Origin of the sequence: Sphingomonas sp. PvP055, from assembly GCF_040546365.1 — a bacterium.
Lineage (GTDB): Bacteria > Pseudomonadota > Alphaproteobacteria > Sphingomonadales > Sphingomonadaceae > Sphingomonas > Sphingomonas echinoides_A.
Genome location: NZ_JBEPNS010000001.1, coordinates 1,528,224 through 1,546,795, shown reverse-complemented (window position 1 = coordinate 1,546,795; position 18,572 = coordinate 1,528,224). Strand labels below are relative to the sequence as shown.

At 65.7% G+C, this 18,572-nt stretch carries 13 protein-coding genes; 5 read left to right on the top strand and 8 right to left on the bottom strand.

Annotated features, from left to right (window positions below; all coding sequences use genetic code 11):
- Nucleotides 1–21: 21 nt before the first annotated feature.
- Nucleotides 22–189, bottom strand: coding sequence for a hypothetical protein (locus ABIC16_RS07450; protein ID WP_277969678.1), 168 nt, complete (start codon nucleotides 187–189; stop codon nucleotides 22–24).
- Between the two features lie 176 nt (nucleotides 190–365).
- Between ABIC16_RS07450 and ABIC16_RS07445 the strand changes: the two genes are divergently transcribed.
- From ABIC16_RS07445 to ABIC16_RS07435, 3 genes are all read left to right on the top strand, one after another.
- On the top strand, nucleotides 366–2,156 hold the full coding sequence (locus tag ABIC16_RS07445) for a sensor domain-containing diguanylate cyclase (protein WP_354290609.1): 1,791 nt from the start codon (nucleotides 366–368) through the stop codon (nucleotides 2,154–2,156).
- A 40-nt stretch (nucleotides 2,157–2,196) separates the two neighbouring features.
- Nucleotides 2,197–3,888, top strand: a complete 1,692-nt coding sequence (locus ABIC16_RS07440; RefSeq protein WP_502958291.1) for a M28 family metallopeptidase — start codon at nucleotides 2,197–2,199, stop codon at nucleotides 3,886–3,888.
- A gap of 258 nt (nucleotides 3,889–4,146) precedes the next feature.
- Nucleotides 4,147–5,181 (top strand): alpha/beta fold hydrolase, encoded by a 1,035-nt coding sequence (locus ABIC16_RS07435; RefSeq protein WP_354290608.1) that lies wholly within the window; start codon nucleotides 4,147–4,149, stop codon nucleotides 5,179–5,181.
- Here ABIC16_RS07435 and ABIC16_RS07430 read toward each other — a convergent pair.
- The 3 genes from ABIC16_RS07430 to ABIC16_RS07420 form a co-directional block, all read right to left on the bottom strand.
- Nucleotides 5,178–7,139, bottom strand: a complete 1,962-nt coding sequence (locus ABIC16_RS07430) for a glycoside hydrolase family 127 protein (protein WP_354290607.1) — start codon at nucleotides 7,137–7,139, stop codon at nucleotides 5,178–5,180. The genes ABIC16_RS07435 and ABIC16_RS07430 overlap by 4 nt on opposite strands.
- Before the next feature lie 68 nt (nucleotides 7,140–7,207).
- A complete protein-coding gene (locus ABIC16_RS07425) occupies nucleotides 7,208–7,999 on the bottom strand; it encodes an IclR family transcriptional regulator (RefSeq protein ID WP_277968776.1) in 792 nt (263 codons plus the stop codon).
- Nucleotides 8,000–8,031: 32 nt separating this feature from the next.
- On the bottom strand, nucleotides 8,032–10,470 hold the full coding sequence (locus ABIC16_RS07420; protein ID WP_354290606.1) for a glycoside hydrolase family 95 protein: 2,439 nt from the start codon (nucleotides 10,468–10,470) through the stop codon (nucleotides 8,032–8,034).
- Nucleotides 10,471–10,640: 170 nt separating this feature from the next.
- On the opposite strand from ABIC16_RS07420, the gene ABIC16_RS07415 reads away from it, so the two are divergent.
- Complete coding sequence (locus tag ABIC16_RS07415; protein ID WP_354290605.1) at nucleotides 10,641–11,651, top strand: zinc-binding alcohol dehydrogenase family protein; 1,011 nt, start codon at nucleotides 10,641–10,643, stop codon at nucleotides 11,649–11,651.
- Between the two features lie 82 nt (nucleotides 11,652–11,733).
- Here ABIC16_RS07415 and ABIC16_RS07410 read toward each other — a convergent pair whose 3' ends face one another.
- Together ABIC16_RS07410 and ABIC16_RS07405 are read right to left on the bottom strand one after the other, a co-directional pair.
- Nucleotides 11,734–12,027, bottom strand: a complete 294-nt coding sequence (locus ABIC16_RS07410) for a GIY-YIG nuclease family protein (RefSeq protein WP_354290604.1) — start codon at nucleotides 12,025–12,027, stop codon at nucleotides 11,734–11,736.
- Between the two features lie 1,009 nt (nucleotides 12,028–13,036).
- Nucleotides 13,037–13,330 (bottom strand): GIY-YIG nuclease family protein, encoded by a 294-nt coding sequence (locus ABIC16_RS07405; protein WP_354290603.1) that lies wholly within the window; start codon nucleotides 13,328–13,330, stop codon nucleotides 13,037–13,039.
- Nucleotides 13,331–13,642: 312 nt separating this feature from the next.
- On the opposite strand from ABIC16_RS07405, the gene ABIC16_RS07400 reads away from it, so the two are divergent.
- The gene (locus tag ABIC16_RS07400) at nucleotides 13,643–15,661 is read left to right on the top strand and encodes a glycoside hydrolase family 43 protein (RefSeq protein ID WP_354290602.1); all 2,019 of its coding nucleotides are present in this window, start codon (nucleotides 13,643–13,645) and stop codon (nucleotides 15,659–15,661) included.
- Here ABIC16_RS07400 and ABIC16_RS07395 read toward each other — a convergent pair.
- Both ABIC16_RS07395 and ABIC16_RS07390 read right to left on the bottom strand, forming a co-directional pair.
- Nucleotides 15,654–16,607, bottom strand: a complete 954-nt coding sequence (locus tag ABIC16_RS07395; RefSeq protein WP_354290601.1) for an aspartyl/asparaginyl beta-hydroxylase domain-containing protein — start codon at nucleotides 16,605–16,607, stop codon at nucleotides 15,654–15,656. The genes ABIC16_RS07400 and ABIC16_RS07395 overlap by 8 nt on opposite strands.
- A gap of 359 nt (nucleotides 16,608–16,966) precedes the next feature.
- On the bottom strand, nucleotides 16,967–18,529 hold the full coding sequence (locus ABIC16_RS07390) for an alpha-N-arabinofuranosidase (RefSeq protein WP_354290600.1): 1,563 nt from the start codon (nucleotides 18,527–18,529) through the stop codon (nucleotides 16,967–16,969).
- Nucleotides 18,530–18,572 lie beyond the last annotated feature (43 nt).

Genomic DNA, 18,572 nt, shown 5'->3' with positions numbered 1-18,572 from the left:
GCGCCGGGCGGCCGGCGTCGGTTAGAATATGAACGTATAGAAGCAGATGAAGAACGCGGAGAAGCTCATCACGAAGAGCTTCACGTCCTCCTCGTCGCGCGCGCGCGTACGGGCGATACGGCTGGCCTTCACCGCCTGGCGGAAGGGGTGGCGAGCGCCGGGCGAAGCGAGCGATAACGTGCGTTGCATGCCGCATGGTAACGCTTTGTTTACGATACTCGCCAGCAAGCGTTGCGGTTAACGCCTGTCCCGATCCGGGACGCCGCTTTCCCGCGATGCGTCAGCGCGGCGACACTCCCCCAAAACTTTGCAATCGGTGCAGCTTGTTAACACCGCGTTGACCAGATTGCGTGTTAACCAGCATCATGAGTATGTCGCGTAACCGTTCCGAGCATCTGGTGGCGTTCTGGCTGGGCGTCGTGTTCCTGGCGGTCGCCGCGGCGTCCGTCAGTTTCGCCCGCTTCGATGGCGGCGTGGCCTATGTCTGGGGTGCCGCGGGGTTGTTGCTGGCGCGGCTGGTGACCTTGCCGGTGCGTCGCTGGCATCTGCCATTGCTGTGGTGCGGGCTCGCCTGTGTTCTCGAAGTCTGCCTGTTCGGGCTTGGCTGGCGCGCGGTCCCCGCGCTCGTGCCGGTCCTGCTGCTCGAACCCGTCCTTGCCGCGCTGCTGCTGCGCGCGGTGCTTGGCAAGGGACTTCATATCGCGACGGTGGAGGGCATGGCGTGGTTCATCGCCATCGCCGGGGTCATCGCGCCGCTGGTATCGGGCGTGTTCGCGGCAGAGGTCGTCGTGGTCTTTTCGAAAGCGCCCTATTGGTCGAACCTGCTCCACTGGTTCGTCGCGCACGCGCTGGGCGCGGTGCTGATCACGCCGGCGGCGGTGGCCGTGGGCAATCCCGCCGGGATGGCGCGGATCCGCGACTGGAAACGCCGCGACTTGCTCGCGAACATCGCGCTGCTCGTCGTCGTCGCGGCGACCGCGGCGTACGTCTTCTATCAGAAGACCGCGCCGATCCTGTTCCTGCCGCTGCTCCCGATGGTCCTCGCAACGGTCCGCGGCGGCCGCATGGCGGCAATCACGAGCGTCTTCATCGTCGGCGTCATCGGCGCGGTCCTGACCGCGCACGGGCGTGGTCCGATCAACCTGATGAGTGGATCGACCGGCGAGAAGACGTTGCTGTTGCAGGGCTTCATCGCCTGTGCCGCGCTGCTCGTGCTGCCGGTCGCGTCGTTGCTGACGCAACGCCGGATCATCGCCGACCGCTGGCGCGAAAGCGAGGCGCGCTACCACACGATCGCCGACAGTCTCGGCGATGCGATCATCGACATTTCCGCCGACGGGACGATCCGCTACGCCTCCTCCGCGATCGCCGCGATGACCGACCTCCCCTCCGACGCGGTGGTCGGCAGCAACGCGCGGGATTTCGTTTGCAAGGATGACATGGCGGCGGTGGCCAAGGCGTATCATCAAGCGCTGGAGACGCCAGGCCGTGCGGTCATCGTGCAATATCGCGGTGCCCGCGATGATGACGACGGGCGGCGGTGGTTCGAGGCATCGATCCGCGCCGTCACCGCGCAGGGCGAATCCCTCGGCATCGTCGGGTCGATCCGCGACATATCGGACCGCAAGAGCCTGGAACTGTCGCTCACGCGCGAAGCCCGGCTCGACCCGTTGACCGGCCTGGCGAACCGCCGCGCCTTCCTCGAACAGCTCGAGCAGCGCTGTGGTTCGATCACTTCCGGCCTGCCCAACCCGTGGACCGGCAGCCTTGCGATCCTCGATCTCGATTATTTCAAGCGGATCAACGATCGCTACGGCCATCCCGCCGGCGACGCGGTGCTTCAGGCGGTCGCGACCGAGGCGATGCGCTTCTGCCGCAGCCATGATCTGGTCGCGCGGATCGGGGGCGAGGAATTCTGCGTCATCTTCGGCGGCGCCACCATGGCCGATGCCGAAACCGCGGCGGACCGGCTGCGGCAGGCGATCCGCGCGCTGCGCATCCCGGTCGACGGCGGCCAGACGATCACCGTCACCGCGAGCATCGGCCTCGCCGAGATCGTTCCCGGCACCGCCGCAGCCGAGATCCTGAAACGCGCCGATACCGCGCTGTACGAAGCCAAGCGCCAGGGCCGCGACCGGTTGCGGATCGCCGCCTGACCGGGTTGGCGGCGGGGGAAAGCTCGCCTAAGCATCGGAAATGATCAGCCCCGCTCCCCGTATTCGCCCGCTCCCCTTCGGCCGTCGCATCGCGCTGCTCGCGGTCTCCGCGGCCATGCCGCTCGCCCCCGCCGTCGCGCAGATCAAGACCGACCCCGCGCGGATCGAACAAAGCGTGCGCACGCTCGCGTCCGATACGTTCGAGGGCCGCGCCCCGGGCACCCGTGGCGAGGATCGGACGCTCGGCTATCTGATCGCACGCTTCCAGGCGCTCGGGCTCGAGCCGGCCGGGACCGATGGCGGCTGGGTCCAGAAGGTCCCGCTGATCCACACCCGGCTCGGCACGCCGCGGACGATGCAGTTCGACACGGCGAAAGGTGCGCTCCCCGCCGAACAATCGAAGGACGTCTACGTCTCGACCATCCGCCCGGATGATGCCGCGAAAATCGCCGCCGCGCCGCTCGTCTTCGTCGGCTACGGCGTGACCGCACCCGAGCGGAAGTGGGACGACTTCAAGGGCACCGACCTGAAGGGCAAGGTCGCCGTCTTCCTCGTCAACGATCCCGATTTCTCCGCCGCCAAGGGCGAGCCGGTCGCGGGCACGTTCGGTGGCCGGACGATGACCTATTACGGTCGCTGGACCTACAAGTTCGAGGAAGCCGCCCGCCAGGGCGCGATCGGCGCGCTGATCGTCCACGATACGCCGGGCGCAGGCTATGGCTGGAACGTCGTGGTCAGCAGCGGCGGCGAGAATTACGACATCGTGCGCGATCCCTCCAAACTGACCAGCCTCGCACTACAGGGCTGGATCACGGGCGACACCGCCGCGCGCGTCTTCGCGGCGGGCGGGCTCGATCTCGCGAAGATGCGTGTCGAGGCACGCAAGGCGAGCTTCCGTCCGGTGCTGCTGAAGGGCGTCACCTTCACCGCCGACGTGCCGGTCAGCCACGAGCAGGTCGACAGCTACAACGTCCTCGCCCGCATCCCCGGCACCGAGCGGCCCGACGAAGCGGTGATGTTCGGCGCGCATTGGGACGCGTATGGCGCGGGCAAGCCCGATGCGCAGGGGCGCATCTACCGCGCGGGCGCGAATGACGATGCGCTCGGCATCGCCGGCCTGTTCGAGATCGCGCGCAACATGAAGGCCGCGCCGCCGCCCAAGCGCAGCGTCGTCTTCGCCGCCTGGACCGCGGAGGAGCGCGGGCTGCTCGGATCCGAATATTACGCGACGCATCCCACGATCCCGATGGCGAAGACCGTCGCCAACCTGACGATCGACATCCTGCAAACCGCAGGCGCCGCGAACGACGTCGTGCTCGTCGGCGCGGGCCAGAACACCCTCGAGGACGACATGGCGCGCGTCGCGAAGACGCAGGGGCGCCGCGTTACGCCCGAAGGGTTGCCCGAACGCGGGTTGTTCTACCGCGCGGATCACTTTTCCTTCGCCAAGCAGGGCGTTCCGACGCTGCTGCTGATGGGGATCGCGGGCGCGTCCGACATCAAGCAGGGCGGAGTCGCGGCCGGACAGGCGTGGATCGATGCCTATACCGGCAAATGCTATCACCAGGCGTGCGATGCGTGGAGCGACGACTGGAAGCTGGACGGTGCGGTGCAGGACATCGACCTGATCGGAACGATCGGTTCAGAGCTGGCCAATGCGACCGTTTGGCCGACGTGGAAGGCCGGCTCCGAGTTCAAGGCAATCCGCGACAAGACCCGCCCGACGCGCTGACCGGCGCGTCCGGGTTTTCACCCCGCGCCCCACAGGCTTCCGTCATGCTGAACTTGTTTCAGCATCCACCGCGCAACAGGCCTAGTCCGGACTCGTGGAGGGCTGGATCCTGAAACAAGTTCAGGATGACGGACGGTTGTGCAGAACTCTCGCGAAACGGCGTCTGATCGTCCCGCGCACACCGCACCCGGAACGCCCTGCCCTCCGCAAGCATTAGGGACCCGACGGCGTTTTTCCGGCGAGACGAAGGATTCCGATATGCGCGCGCTCCCTGCCCTGCTGCTGCTCGCCGCTCCATGGACCAGCGCGGCCACGGCACGCGACGTCCCGGCTGCCCCGACAACCGCGACGACCCCACTCGGCGCGAACCTCGAAAAGGTCGCCTACCCCTTCCCGCTCCACTGGTTCGAAGGCCAGTCGCAAGGCGCACCGGTCCGCATGGCATATCTCGACGTCCCCCCGACGAGCCAGCCGAACGGACGAACCGTCGTGCTGCTCCACGGCAAGAACTTCTGCGCCGCGACATGGCAGGATACGATCGGCGCACTGTCCAAGGCCGGCTACCGCGTGATCGCGCCAGACCAGATCGGCTTCTGCAAATCGTCCAAGCCGGCGGGCTATCAATACAGCTTCCAGGCGCTCGGCGCGTTGACGGCGGGGCTGCTCGACAAGGCGGGGGTCGGGGCCGGGGTCGGCAAGGTCACGCTCGTCGGCCACTCGACCGGCGGCATTCTCGCCGCGCGGTTCGCGCTGACCTATCCCGACCGGGTCGAGCGCATGGTGCTGGTTAACCCGCTCGGGCTCAACGACACCTTGGCGCAGGGCGTGCCCTATACCGATCTCGGTGCGCTGCGGCAGGAGGAAGCCAAGACCAGCGCCGCGTCGATCAAGGCGTACCAATTGCGCAATTATTATCACGGCACATGGCGCCCGGCCTACGACCGCTGGGTCGCGATGCTCGCGGGGCAATATGCGAGCGCCGACGGAAACACCGTGCGCGACGCGCAGGCGCGGCTTTCGGACATGATCGAGACGCAACCCGTCGCCGCCGACCTCGCCCGGATCACGGTGCCGGTCACGCTCCTCATCGGCCAGCGCGATCTCACCGCCTTCCGCGCCAACACCGCGCCCCCGGCGATCCGCGACCGGATCCAGACCGTCCCGCAGGCCGCGGAGGACGCGGTCAAGCGCTTCCCCAACGCCCGCCTGATCCGCATCCCCGACGCGGGCCATGCCCCGCAAGTCGAGGACGCGGCCGGGTTCAACGCAACGTTGCTGGCCGAACTGCGCTAGACCGCGCCGGGCAGGACCTTCCAATAAGTCGCATAGCGATCATGCGCGACGCGGTGATACGGGACCAGCCGCACCGCGCTCTGGTCTCCCGACGGAACCGTGAATTCGAGCGGCGCTGCGCCCGGACGAACCTTCCCGGCGATCGTTCCAGCATCGCCCGTGAGCATCGGCGGGGTAAACGGCGTGGCGTTATACTCGCCGTACTTGCGTTCGCTGACGATGATGTCCGCGTCCTTCGCCAGCCCCTTGGTCCCGAACACCCCGGCCAGCACGATCGGCCCATAGGTGAACGCCACCACGTCCGGCGCAGCGGGCGCATGGTCGGTCGCGACCTCCATCGCGAGCCGCAGTTCGACCGTATCCCCATCGCGCCACGTCCGCGCGAGCTTGACGTAGCTGCCCGCCGCATTCGACCGGACGGTCTCCACGCCGTTGACCAGCACGGTCGCGGTCCGGCTCCAGCGCGGATGGCGCAATTGCAGCGTCAATTCGGTCGGCCGCCGCAGCGACCAGCGCAGTGTCGTCGTCGGCGAATCCGGGAAGGTCGTCACCTGCCGCAACACCGCTCCCTTGTCGCGCCACGTCACCGAGGACGGCACGAACAGGTTCACATACAGCGACCCATCGTCGTGGAAGTAGATCGAGTCGCGATATTTGACGTGGTTTTCCATGCCCGTGCCGGTGCAGCACCAGAAGGAATCGACCGGCGTGTGGTACAGCTTCATGTAGCCGGGTCGCGCGCCCTGAAAATAGGTCACCATCCCCGAATCCGGGTCCTGCGACGCGAGGATGCCGTTGTAGAGCGTCCGCTCGTAATAATCGGCATAGTCGGCCTGCGGGTCCTGCAGGAACAGCGCGCGGGTCAGCTTGAGCATGTTGTGCTGGCAGCACGTCTCCGATCCCTTGGCCGAGAAGACGTGCTTTTCGAAGTCCGCCATCGGGAAGAAATGCTCGTTGTCGCCATGCCCGCCAGTCGCGAACGAGCGCGTCAGCGCGACCGTCTTCCAGAAGAACGCCGCGGCATCGCGATACTGCAGGTTGCCGGTCACCTCATAGACACGCTGGAAGCCGATGATCTTGGGCACCTGCGTATTGGCATGCATCCCGTCCAGCCGGTCGCGTCCCGCCGCGAGCGGCTCGAGGATCGCCTTGTGCGAGAAGCGTTCGGCCATCTCGCGATACGCGGGGTTGCCGGTCATCACGAACAGGTCGGCGAAGGTCTCGTTCATCCCGCCATGTTCGGTATCGAGCATCGTCTCGAATTGCGCAGCCGTCAGCGGACGCGTCGCCACGACCGCCCAGTCGGCCATCCGGATCAGGACGGCCTTCGACGCGGTGCTGTCCGCCAGCAACGTCGCATCGCGCAGGCCCGCATAGACCTTGTGGAGCGTGTACCACGGCACGCCGGTGATCTTGTCCCCGCGCAGATGCGCCGCGACCAGCGCCGCGCCATCGGGAAACGCGCAGACCAGCCCCGTCTTGGCGGCATCCTGGCACGCGGCGAGTTCGCCCGCGATATAGTCGATCCGCTGCTTGAACTGTGGCTCGCGAGTCGAGCGATAGGCCAGCGCGCACGCCGACAGGTAATGGCCGAGCGTATGCCCGTGGCAGTTGATCTCCGCCCACTGCGCCTCGGACTCCCACCCGCCATAGACCGGCGCCTTGGGCTTCAACCCCGCGTTGACGCGGAAATTGTGGAGCATCCGGTCCGGGCTGAGGCTGAGCAGATACGCAACGGTCTTGCGCTGCGCATGGAGGAACGGCCCTTCGGACAGCTCGACATCGGCAAGATCGAACGGCTGCAGCGCGGCCTTGGGGCGCGCCCCCGCCGGGATCGTCGGGGCGGCGAACAGCGCGGTCGGGCTCCCCGCCGCCAGTCCCGCGAGCAAGCCGCCCGCGCCCGTGCTCGCAAGGAAGCTGCGGCGCGTATTGCCGCCACGGCGGGTCGTGTTCGTCATGGTACCACTCCTAAAATCGCGCCGCATTCGCTGCGGCGTCCTTAACCTTCATGCGCGCCGCACCGCGATCACGCCGACCGATCGCCCCGATATCCCAGCGTATCCGAAATCCGCCCGACCGCCGCATGCAGCATCGCGCGCGCGGCCTCGGCGTCGACCTTCTGCGATCCGTCGATCAATTCCAGGAACGGAATCGTCAGCGCCGCCACGACGGTGCCATCGAACCCGAACACCGGGCAGCTGATGTCGGTAACGCCGTGCGTGATCGGGCTCTGCCGCCGATCATACCCGCGCGTCCGGATGACTTCCAGTTGCGCCGCCAGCCGCGCGCGGTCGATCGGCTCGGCACGGTCCTGCGCCGCCGCCGCGAGGATCTGGTCCGCGCGCATATCGCTCGAAAACGCGAGCAGCACCTGTCCCGAACAGCTGTTGAGAATGTCGATCTTCGCGCCGACCCGCAGCGAAAAACCGCGGATCCCGGGTTGCTGCTCGCACGCGATGACCAGCCCCGCCCCCGCGTTCGGCACGACGAGGTGGCACGATTGCCCCGCATCCTGCGCCAGCCCCTGCATCTGCGGCAACGCCGCGCGCGTCACGTCCTGCGCGGGCGTCGCGCGATAGGCGACCTCGAGCAGCTTGTAGGTGACGGTGTAGCGATCGGTCCGTGCGGACTTCTTGAGATAGCCCAGCCGCTCCATCACGATGATGATGCGGAACAGCTCCCCGACCGACCGCCCCAGCAACGTCGCCATCTCGCTGACCAGCGCGCCCTCGGGGTGTTGGCCGAGCAGCTCGATGACCTCGAACGCCTTTTCGATCGCGGGTGCGGTATAGGTGCCTTGCGGGCCGCTCTGTTTCATCAGTCCCCTATCATGCTCTTACGCGGGCCGGGTCAGGACCAGCGCCGCGAATACCGACCCGCTGCGGACAGCTTGGCCGTGAAGTCCTCTTTGCCAGCCCGCACCGTCACCGTCGATCCCGCAGGGCCGCGGATCGTCAGCGCTTGCGGCCGCCCATCGCGCCATTGCAGATCGACCCGCAAGTCGCCCCGCGCACGAAACCCGCTGATCGCGCCGGTCGGCCACGCCCCGGGCAACGCCGGGAGCAGATGCAGCGTATCCCCCCACGACTGGACGAGCATCTCCAGGATTCCCGCGGTCCCGCCGAAATTGCCGTCGATCTGGAACGGCGGATGCGCATCGAACATGTTGGGGTAGGTGCGCTTGGGCCCGAGCAACCCGTTGAGCACGTCATGCGCGTGATCCCCCTCCCCCATGCGCGCCCACAGGCACACCCGCCACGCGGTCGCCCACCCGGTTGAGAGATCGCCGCGCCGTCGCAAGCTGACCTTGGCCGCTTCGATCAGCTCGGGCGTATCGCGCAGGTTGATCTGCCCGCTGGGATACACCGCGTAGAGATGCGAGACGTGGCGATGCTGCGGATCGGGCGCCTGCGCGTCCCAATCCTCGAGCCATTCCTGCAACTGGCCCTGCGCGCCGATCCGGTCCGGCGCGATCTTCGCGCGCGCGGCGGCGACCGTGTCGAGCCAGGCGGCATCCCGCCCCAGCCGCTTCCCCGCCACGACCGTATTGGCGAACAGGTCGCGGATGATCTGGCGGTCCATCGCCGGACCGACGCACAGCGACGATCCGAACGGGTGCAAATTTTCCGGAGACACCGACGGCGAGGTGACGAGTCCGCGCCCCTTGGGATCCTCGATCAGCGTATCGAGGAAGAAACGCGTCGCCCCCACCATCAACGGATACAGCCGTCCCAGCACCGCAGCGCTGCGGTTGTGATCCCAGTGGCTGAACAGCGTGTTGCACAACCACGCCCCGCCGCACGGCCACAGCCCCCACAACGGCCCGTCGATCGGCGCGGTCGCGCGCCACAGGTCGGTGTTGTGATGCGCGACCCAGCCACCCGCGCCGTACATCGCCCGCGCGGTGCGTGCGCCCGACACGGCAAGCTCCTCCGTCATCCGCAACAACGGCTCGACGCACAGGCCAAGCCCGGCCGGATCGGCGGGCCAGTAGTTCATCTCGGTATTGATGTTGATCGTGTATTTGCTCCCCCACGGCGGGGTGGTGCCTTCGTTCCAGATCCCCTGGAGGTTCGCCGGCTGCGTCCCCGGTCGCGACGACGCGATCAGCAGATAGCGCGCATAGCGCACATACAGCGCGGCAAGCCCCGGATCGCGCCCGCTCTCCCCCGCCGCGATCCGCCGATCGGTCGGCAGCGCCGCCGCGGCGGCGTTGGTGCCGAGGTCGATCGTCATCCCCCCGTACAGCGCGGCATGATCGGCAACGTGCGCGCGCCGCAACGCCGCATAGGACTTGCCGGCAGCGGCCTTGGCGACCGACCGCACGATCGCCACCGGGTCCGCCCCCTGGTCGCCCAACCCGACGTAGCTCGTCGCCGCTGCGATCAGCAGGGTGACGTGCCGCGCGCCCCGCACCGACAGACCGTCGGGCCCGCTCGTGATCGTCCCGTCGCCCACCGCGACGACCTGCACCGCGTACCGGAGCCCCGCCGGAATCCCGTTGGCGGCTTCGTTCCGCCCGGTGACGAGCATCGCGGTCGCGCCATCGGCCGCGACCGTGACGCCGGGCCGCGCGGGGCCAGCGGTCTCGTGCTGCAACCAGTCGACCGTCGTGGCCGCAGGCGGCGCCGCGCCTTCGACATATTGCTCGCGCGGAATCGCCACCGCGTGCGGCGCGCGATGCGTGATATCGAAGTCGAGCGTCCCGCCCTGCGCGGTCAGCCGCACGACGATCACCTGATCGGGCGCCGAGGCAAACACCTCGCGCGTCTGCGCCGCACCACCGCTGCCATAGCGCGTCGTGGCGACACCCGAGGCGAGATCGAGGTCGCGTCGATAGTCCGCCGGTCGCGTGGCACCCGCGAACGTCACCAGCAGATCGCCCAGCGAGCCGTACGGCATTTGCGACAGCGGCTTCGCCATCATCTTCGCCGACGCGAGATCGGTCGCTTCCTTGTACCGTCCCTCCGCGAGCAACGCGCGGACACGCGGCAACGCGGCCAAAGCGTCCGGATTGTTCGGGTCATAGGGCGACCCCGCCCACAAGGTGTCGCTGTTGAGCTGGAGCCGTTCCTGCGCGACCCGGCCGAACACCATCGCGCCGAGCCGTCCGTTGCCGACCGGCAACGCCTCGGTCCACGCCTGCGCCGGTTGACGATACCACAATTGATGGTCGGTGGAGGGCGCGGTCGTTTCCGCCGCCGACAGCGTGGGAAGCGCGCCCAGTGCGATCCCGCTGACCAGCGTTTCGCGACGCGTCAGCCCCTTCATCCCGTTGCGACGACGCATCCTCTTCTCCTCGGCTTCCGCGATACCGCCCGAGGCGACGCGCTGTTGCGCCAATGGTCTATCACAATGCCGAATGAGTCCAGCTAGATTGCATATATGATCGCTTGCTTGCATATACGGCACGAACCATTGGGCTCGCCCCTGCAGACCCTGCCCGTGAGGATCGGAAAATGAAAACCGTCGTGTGTCGCGAACCGTTCAGCCTCGCGATCGAGGATCGTCCCGCTCCGTCGCCGCGCGCCGGAGAGGTGCTCGTCCGGATTCGCCGGGTCGGACTGTGCGGGACGGATTACCATATCTATGCCGGGCGGCATCCGTTCCTCGCCTATCCGCGCGTGATGGGCCACGAACTGTCGGGCACGGTCGAACAGGCGCCCGCAGGCTCCGCTTTCCGACCGGGACAGATCGTCGCGATCAACCCGTATCTCGCGTGCGGCACGTGCATCGCCTGCCGCAACGGCAAGCCCAACGCTTGCGTCAACATCAGCGTGCTCGGGGTCCATTCGGACGGCGGGATGGCGGAGCTGCTCGCGGTCCCCGAAAGCGCGGTCCTCGACGCGGGCGCGCTGACGCTCGAACAGGCGGCGATGATCGAATTTCTCGCGATCGGCGCGCATGCCGTCGCGCGCGCGGAGGTCCCGTCGGGCGCGCGCGTGCTGGTGGTGGGCGCCGGACCGATCGGCGTCGGCACCGGTCTGTTCGCGCGCTTCAACGGCGCACACGTCACGCTTGCGGATACACGCCCGACCCGGCTCGCCTTCGCGCGCGCCAACCTCGGGTTCGAAACCACGGTCGAGGCCGGCCCCGATATGGCCGCCACGCTCGCCGAGCTGACCGGCGGCGAAATGTTCGATGCGGTGTTCGACGCGACCGGATCGCTCGCCGCGATGGCCGCAAGCCTCGCCTATGTCGCGCACGGCGGCAAGCTGATCCTGGTCGGCGTCGCCCCCGGCGACCTGGTTTTCGCCGACCCCGAATTCCACAAGCGCGAGACAACGCTGATCGCCAGCCGCAACGCGCTCTCCGCCGATTTCGAGCGCGTCAAACAGGCGATCCTGAGCGGCCGTATCCCGACCGACGCACTCCACACCCACAGCCTCGACGCGGACGAAATCCCGACGCGCATGCCCGAGCTGATCGCAGAGGCGGACCACGTGCTGAAGGCGATCGCGCGGTTTTGAGCGGGGGTTCGGGCCAATGCCGGTCATGGTGCTACCCAACCTTTCGTCACCCCGGGCTTGACCCGGGGTCCCGCTTCTAGGCCTAACGTATCGTTTCGAACAGATCCCGCCACTCGGGATTGCCACGTTCGATCAGCGCGAACTTCCACGCACGCCGCCAGTGTTTGAGGCGCTTCTCGTGCGTGATGGCATCGGTGATCGACGGTGTGTGATCGAGCCAAACCAGACGATGCAGGCCGTAGCGGCGGCAGAAGTCGGATCCGTCGCCGCTCCGGTGCTGCTGGATACGGGCGGGTAGGTCGGCAGTGACGCCGACATATATTGCGCCGCGATAACGATCGGCCATGATGTAAACCCACCCGCCACGATGCCTCATCGCGGCAGAAGATTAGAAGCGGGACCCCGGGTCAAGCCCGGGGTGACGATCAATGCGAACGGCAGCTCACCACCTAGGCTGTGTGGAAACACGAAAGTCGGCGCAGTCTCCGCAACAATAATTCAATATTGGCCGGCGCCTGATTCAACCTTTGCGCGACACGCTTGCCCGTGATTCCGTTCTTGCTCGTTTCCGCTGCGACGAAACGTGTTTACACGGCCTCAACCACATTCCGACGTTCCAGCGTTGCTAGCGCGTCTACCCTGCCCGTAACCCCGACCGGCAGCTATTGGGCAAAAAAGCGGTTGGGTAGCACCCGCCCGAGAGCGGACGTTTCGCTTGAGAAAACCACGATATTTGGGTGGTTTATCGGCACCGCAATGATCAGATCGTTAAGAGAATATCAATAACATTCTTGGAGTATTGGATAGAGTACATGATTGTGCCGAGTTAATCCTGTCTCGCTTGGATCAAAGTTTGAACTGGAGCGCACGCAATGTCGAAAAGACCGAAACGTTCAAGGTTATCGCCTAAGACGGTTTGGATTATATCTCTACTATTCACCGTCGCTTTCAATATCATCACCAGGAAATACAGAATATTTGATATTGCTCCCACGTTCGCTTGGGCTGCAAGTACACTGATTGCAATTTGCTTAACATGGCTTGCCGTTAGTTATGTAGTTCGACGCAGGAGGGAGAGACGCGAAAACCAGAACATCGCGTGGCGAAAGCATATTCAGGTCCGTGATATCCGATAGTAAGATCAGAACCCGTAAACTGGATCTGTACGCATCGGAAAGTTGTTCCACGTTCGCCGAAAGACTGAGCTAGATTTAAACGATTTTGGTTAGCTGCACATACCTTGCGACAGTGGAATGTCCGCTGTCCACCAGTTCTTGCCGTTCCCGACTCCTTCGCGGTCGGATGACGGCTCCCGCCCAAAGTCGGACGTGGTGCTACCCGACCTTTCGTCACCCCGGGCTTGACCCGGGGTCCCGCTTCTAGACCTAACGTATCGTTTCGAACAGATCCCGCCACTCGGGATTGCCACGTTCGATCAGCGCGAACTTCCACGCACGCCGCCAGTGTTTGAGGCGCTTCTCGTGCGCGATGGCATCGGTGATCGACGGTGTGTGATCGGCCCAAACCAGACGATACAGTCCGTAGCGGCGGCAGAAGTCGGATCCGTCGCCGCTCCGGTGCTGCTGGATACGAGCGGGTAGGTCGGCGGTGACGCCGACATATATTGCGTCGCGATAACGATCGGCCATGATGTAAACCCACCCGCCATGATGCCTCATCGCGGCAGAAGATTAGAAGCGGGACCCCGGGTCAAGCCCGGGGTGACGATCAATGCGAACGGCAGCTAACCACCACATTCCGACGGTCAGGCGCTATGAACGCGACCACCGTTCTAAAAAGTTGACCGACAACTTGCGGGCAAACACAGATGGTGTCGCAGAGGCGGTACTTTCGCGGCAACCGACGTGCGAAAGCCACCGCCTACACACCCCCCACCCCGCCCAATCGGTTGCCAAGCCACCGGATCGCGCTATTACTCATACTAATGAAGCCGCGCCGTTGCAGCGCGAGCCATGCCCCGGGAGAGACGTATGAAATGGTGTTGGCTCGCGAGCGTCACCCTCGCCCTCCCCTTCGCTGTCCCCCTCGACGCGGCCCCGCAACAGCCGCGCTCCGCCGCCACCTGGACCGCCGACAACGGCAACGGCACCTACACCAACCCGTTGTTCTTCGATGAATTCTCCGATCCCGACATGATCCGGGTCGGCGACGATTTCTACCTCACCGGCACCACCATGCACGCGATGCCGGGCCTGCCGATCCTCCATTCGCGCGATCTGGTGAATTGGGATTTCGTCACCTACGCGCTCGATACGCTCGATCTCGGCCCGGCCTATCGGCTCGAAAAGGGCGAGAACGTCTATGGCCGCGGGATCTGGGCGCCGAGCTTCCGCTATCACGCGGGCACCTTCTACATCTTCAGCAACGTCAACGGGCAGACGACCCAGATGCTGACCGCGCCCGCGCCGCGCGGGCCGTGGAAGCGCACGCCGATGAAGCGCAGTTTCCACGATCTGTCGGTGCTGTTCGACGACGACGGCAAGACCTACGTCATCTGGGGCTATCAGGAGATCCACCTCGCGCAGCTCGACGCGAGCCTGACCGACATCGTCCCCGGCAGCGAACGGATCATCATCCCCAAGGGCAGCGGGATGGGTGAAGGCTCGCACTTCTTCAAGATGAACGGCAAATACTTCATCACCAGCGCGGAATATGCCGGGCCGTTCCGCATGCCCGCCGCGCGGTCCAGTTCGCCGCTCGGGCCGTATGAGATCAACCCCTCGATCAGCCAGTGGGAGGATTTCGGCGAGCAACAGGGCTACCGCGTCAAGGATGCGCGCGCCGATCCGCTGGTGCTGACGCCCCCCAACCCCAAGGCGCGCGGCGGGCTGTCGCTGCACCAGGGCGGAGTCATTCAGACGCCCAAGGGCGACACCTGGGGCTGGTCGATGTTCGAGGGCAATTCGGTCGGGCGGCTGACCGCGCTGTCGCCGGTGACGTGGAAGGACGGCTGGCCGTATTTCGGGCTCCCCGGCAATCTCGGCCGGACCCCGCGCACCTGGATCAAGCCCGACCTGCCGAAGACGCCCGACCGTGCGCCCTACGTTCGGAGCGACTCGTTCGATGGCCCCGGGTTGCGGCCCGTCTGGCAATGGAACCACGTCCCCGTTCCCGCCGCCTGGTCGCTGACCGAACGCAAGGGCGCGTTGCGGCTCCACGCGCTCCCCGCGACCGGCTTCCTGCAAGCGCGCAATACGCTCACCCAACGCGCGATCGGTCCGCAATCGTCGCCGACCGTCGAACTCGATGCGAGCGAACTCAAGGTCGGCGATGTCGCCGGGCTCGGGCTGCTCAATCGGCCGTATAGCTGGTTCGGGGTGCGGCGCGACGAAAGTGCGTTATTCCTGGTGCAAACCGACGAAATCGGCGGCGAAAAGGCACGCGTTCGGCTCGAAAACGGCCACATATGGCTGCGAACCGACGCCGATTTCACGACCGAAACCGCGCGCTACAGCTATTCGCTCGATGGTCGCAGCTTCACGCCGATCGGTGACCCCGTGAAGATGGTGTTTCAGTTGATCACTTTCCAGGGGGTCCGCTACGGTCTGTTTGCCTACAGTCAGGGGGGCACCGCCGGCGGCCAGGCTGACTTCCTGTCCTACGCCCTCGCCGAACGCCGTTCCGAGAGTCGCCCCGCAATCCCTTATAATCGCACGGTTCGTTTCACGCCGGTGGGGACCAGGGAGACGCCTGCGCTGTTGCAGGGCGGCGTCCGCGTGGTCGATCACGGTCTCGGGCGCGTCGGTCTGGAACAGGGCAACCGCGCGCTGACGGCGGCGCCGGACGGCAGCGTGGCGTGGCAACCCAAACGCGCCGACCGCGACCCGGCGCAAAGTTTCCAATGGATGGAGAGCCTTAGCGGGGGCGCGCTGCTGATGGCCTTGTCGACCAACCGCTATCTCCACCTGACCGACACGGGATCGCTCCGCGCCGACAGCCCCGGCGCAACCGCGGACAACGCGGACCGAAGCCGCTGGACCGTCAAGTAATTTCGGCTTTCCGGGTCATTGCCCGCCAGCGTAGAGGCCAACGGATTCGAACAGCACCGTCAACGCCGCGCGCTCGTCGGCCGAAAGCTCGGGGCGCCACACCTCGAACAGCAGAACGACCCGCGTCGTGTCCGCTCGATTTCAACGCTTCATGTTCGATAGAATCGTCGAAAATCATGAGCTTGCCGCGTTCCACGGGTCTGACGTCATTGCCCACGCGCAACGTGCAGCCCGCCGGAACGATCAGCGGCAAATGGCAGATCAGCCGCGTGTTGAGCATGCCCGTATGCGGCGGAATGTGCGTATCCGGCTGCAAAACGGAGAAAAGCGCCATCGGAGACCGCGCGGCAATCACGGGCATCGGCACCCGCGCCAACGCCGCCATCGTCCGCGGAAATCGCTCTTCCGCGCGTGGCACCGGATGGCCGTTCTCGAACAAATGGAACGCACTCCACCGCGGATCGTCGAGCAGCGCATGGCCGCGGCTGGCGCGCGTCGGGTCGGCACGCACATAGGGCGACAGGCCGGCCCCCTCCTCCAGGAACGCGCGAAGTTCCGTTTCGATTTCATCGGTTTCCGTCATCAGACCGGCCGCCCAATCGAATTCCACCGGCGGGAAGAACTGGCGATGCGGCAAGCCCGGAAAGAAGAAGTTCGTCGGGCTCTGGAAGTACAACTGCTTCTCCCCGAGCAAGAGCGCGACCGCCTCCTCGAAACGCGCGCTTGCCGGATGCGCCGCCATTGTGGCTCGAAGATGTGTCGCAAAGCGCTCGGCCATCCGCGTCAGCTTCGCTTGTGCTTGGCTTATCAAAGCTTTGGTCGCGGGATCCGCAACCTGTGCTCCTTGCCCCTGCGAAACGGCCAACTGATAATAAGACGTCGCCGCGCGGTCATCCGCGGCGCGATCTCCCTTTAGGATCAACGCAGCAACGTTGCGCGGCTCCATCGCAAGGACATGATCAAGTGCCTGATCGACAAGGTCTTCGGCACCGGTCGCGATCCGCGCCTGCGCCAGAAGCAGCCACAAAGCGGGGGTCGCCACCCCCGCCGCCGCAACATCCTCGAACAAGGCGCGGGCGGTCACGACATCGCCCCGCTGCCATGCGGCCCACCCCGCCTGAGCGGTCGCGCGCTGATCGTCCCGTGCCATTCCTGGCAGCGTACACCGATATTAGCCAGTGTCACTGTCGCGTTTCATGTGCAGCTACATGTATCGATCCAATGCTTTGCCAAGGCGCGTTTGAGGCGATGTCGTAACGCTTTCAAAGAAGGACCGCGACGTTCCTGGCGCGGCCCCGCTCTCGCTCACTTGATGTCGAGCATCACGATCGCCTTTGCCGGGATCGCGACCGTCAGCACCCCGCCCTGCAGCGTCGCACCGGTGAAGGCGACCGGCTTGACCGTCTCCGGCGAATCGAACGTGTTGTGCGCATCGATCGCGCTTCCCGTCAGGATCCGCCCCGACACGGTCGCGCCCGTCACGCCGTCCAGCTTGACGCTCACCGTCGTGGCACGATTGGGATCGACGTTGGTCAGCCCGACGTGCACCGCGCCGTCCAACCCGCGCACCGCACTCGCGCTGACCGCCTTCATCGTCCACTCGTTCTTGTTGTAATAATGGGACTTTACGTCGATCGGCAGGACCGTGCCGTCCTGATAGTTCTTGTACAGATCGAACACCCAATAGGTCGGGGTCTTCACCATCCGCGCGCCGTCGGTCAGCAGCATCGCCTGAAGCACGTTGACCATCTGCGCGATGTTGGCGCCGCGCACGCGGTCGGCATGCCGTGCGAAGATGTCGAGGTTTAGGCTCGCCACCATCGCGTCGCGCAGGCTGTTCTGCTGGTACAGGAAGCCCGGGTTCGTCCCCGGCTCGACGTCGTACCACGTGCCCCATTCGTCGATCAGCAAGGCGACCCGCTTGGCCGGATCGTATTTGTCCATCATCTTGGAATGACCGACAATCAGCTCGTCCATCCGCAGCGTCTTGGAGAGCGTGCGCGCCCACGCGTCTTCGTCGAACCCGGTCGCCGCGCCCTTCTTTTTCCAGTCATAGGGGATGGTGTAATAATGCGCGCCGATCCCGTCGATCTGGTCGCCCGCCTTGCGCATCATCGTCTCGGTCCAGACGTAATCGTCGACGTTCGCGCCGCTCGCGATCTTGAGCAGCTTCTGGCCCTCGGGCACCTTCAGGAAGGTCGAATAGCGCCGCGTGACGTCCGCGCCATAGTCCGGGAGCATGTTGCCGCCGCAGCCCCACAGCTCGTTGCCGATGCCGAACATCGTCAGCTTCCACGGCTCCTTGCGACCGTTCGCGCGACGCTGGTTGGCGATCGTCGATGCGGTCGGCGAAGTCATGTACTCGACCCATTCCGCCATTTCCTGCGGCGAGGCGGTACCGACGTTGCCCGAGACGTAGCTTTCCGCGCCGACCAGCTCGGCATAATTCATGAACTCGTGCGTTCCGAACGCATTGTCCTCGGTCACGCCGCCCCAGTTGGTGTTGACCTTGACCGGGCGCTTGCCGCGCGGGCCGATCCCTTCCCGCCAGTGATATTCGTCGGCGAAGCAACCGCCGGGCCAGCGGATCAACGGAACCTTGATCGCCTTCAATGCGGCGATCACGTCGCTGCGATAGCCCTGGACGTTGGGGATCTTGCTGTTGGTGCCGACCCAGATGCCCGAATAGATGCCCTTGCCGAGATGCTCGGCGAACTGGCCGAACAGGCGCTTGTCATATTTGGGACCGGGGCGGTCGCCGTGGACGGTGACGGTATCGGTGGTTTCGGGCGCCGCCTGCGCGAACGCGGGCAGGCTCGCGCCCAGCAGCAACGCCGCGATCGTCATTCCGGCAAAACGTTTGATCATCGATAAGCTCCTTCAGTACCGTAGCGACCATCGGCCGCAGGAA

Excerpts from the sequence above, each read along its gene's own strand:
- ABIC16_RS07440 (WP_502958291.1), top strand. The coding sequence starts at position 2,197 with ATGATCAGCCCCGCTCCCCGTATTCGCCCGCTCCCCTTCGGCCGTCGC.
- ABIC16_RS07435 (WP_354290608.1), top strand. The coding sequence starts at position 4,147 with ATGCGCGCGCTCCCTGCCCTGCTGCTGCTCGCCGCTCCATGGACCAGC.
- ABIC16_RS07415 (WP_354290605.1), top strand. The coding sequence starts at position 10,641 with ATGAAAACCGTCGTGTGTCGCGAACCGTTCAGCCTCGCGATCGAGGAT.
- ABIC16_RS07430 (WP_354290607.1), bottom strand. The coding sequence starts at position 7,139 with ATGACGAACACGACCCGCCGTGGCGGCAATACGCGCCGCAGCTTCCTT.
- ABIC16_RS07400 (WP_354290602.1), top strand. The coding sequence starts at position 13,643 with ATGAAATGGTGTTGGCTCGCGAGCGTCACCCTCGCCCTCCCCTTCGCT.
- ABIC16_RS07420 (WP_354290606.1), bottom strand. The coding sequence starts at position 10,470 with ATGCGTCGTCGCAACGGGATGAAGGGGCTGACGCGTCGCGAAACGCTG.
- ABIC16_RS07410 (WP_354290604.1), bottom strand. The coding sequence starts at position 12,027 with ATGAGGCATCGTGGCGGGTGGGTTTACATCATGGCCGATCGTTATCGC.
- ABIC16_RS07405 (WP_354290603.1), bottom strand. The coding sequence starts at position 13,330 with ATGAGGCATCATGGCGGGTGGGTTTACATCATGGCCGATCGTTATCGC.
- ABIC16_RS07425 (WP_277968776.1), bottom strand. The coding sequence starts at position 7,999 with ATGAAACAGAGCGGCCCGCAAGGCACCTATACCGCACCCGCGATCGAA.
- ABIC16_RS07445 (WP_354290609.1), top strand. The coding sequence starts at position 366 with ATGAGTATGTCGCGTAACCGTTCCGAGCATCTGGTGGCGTTCTGGCTG.
- ABIC16_RS07395 (WP_354290601.1), bottom strand. The coding sequence starts at position 16,607 with ATGGAGCCGCGCAACGTTGCTGCGTTGATCCTAAAGGGAGATCGCGCC.
- ABIC16_RS07390 (WP_354290600.1), bottom strand. The coding sequence starts at position 18,529 with ATGATCAAACGTTTTGCCGGAATGACGATCGCGGCGTTGCTGCTGGGC.
- ABIC16_RS07450 (WP_277969678.1), bottom strand. The coding sequence starts at position 189 with ATGCAACGCACGTTATCGCTCGCTTCGCCCGGCGCTCGCCACCCCTTC.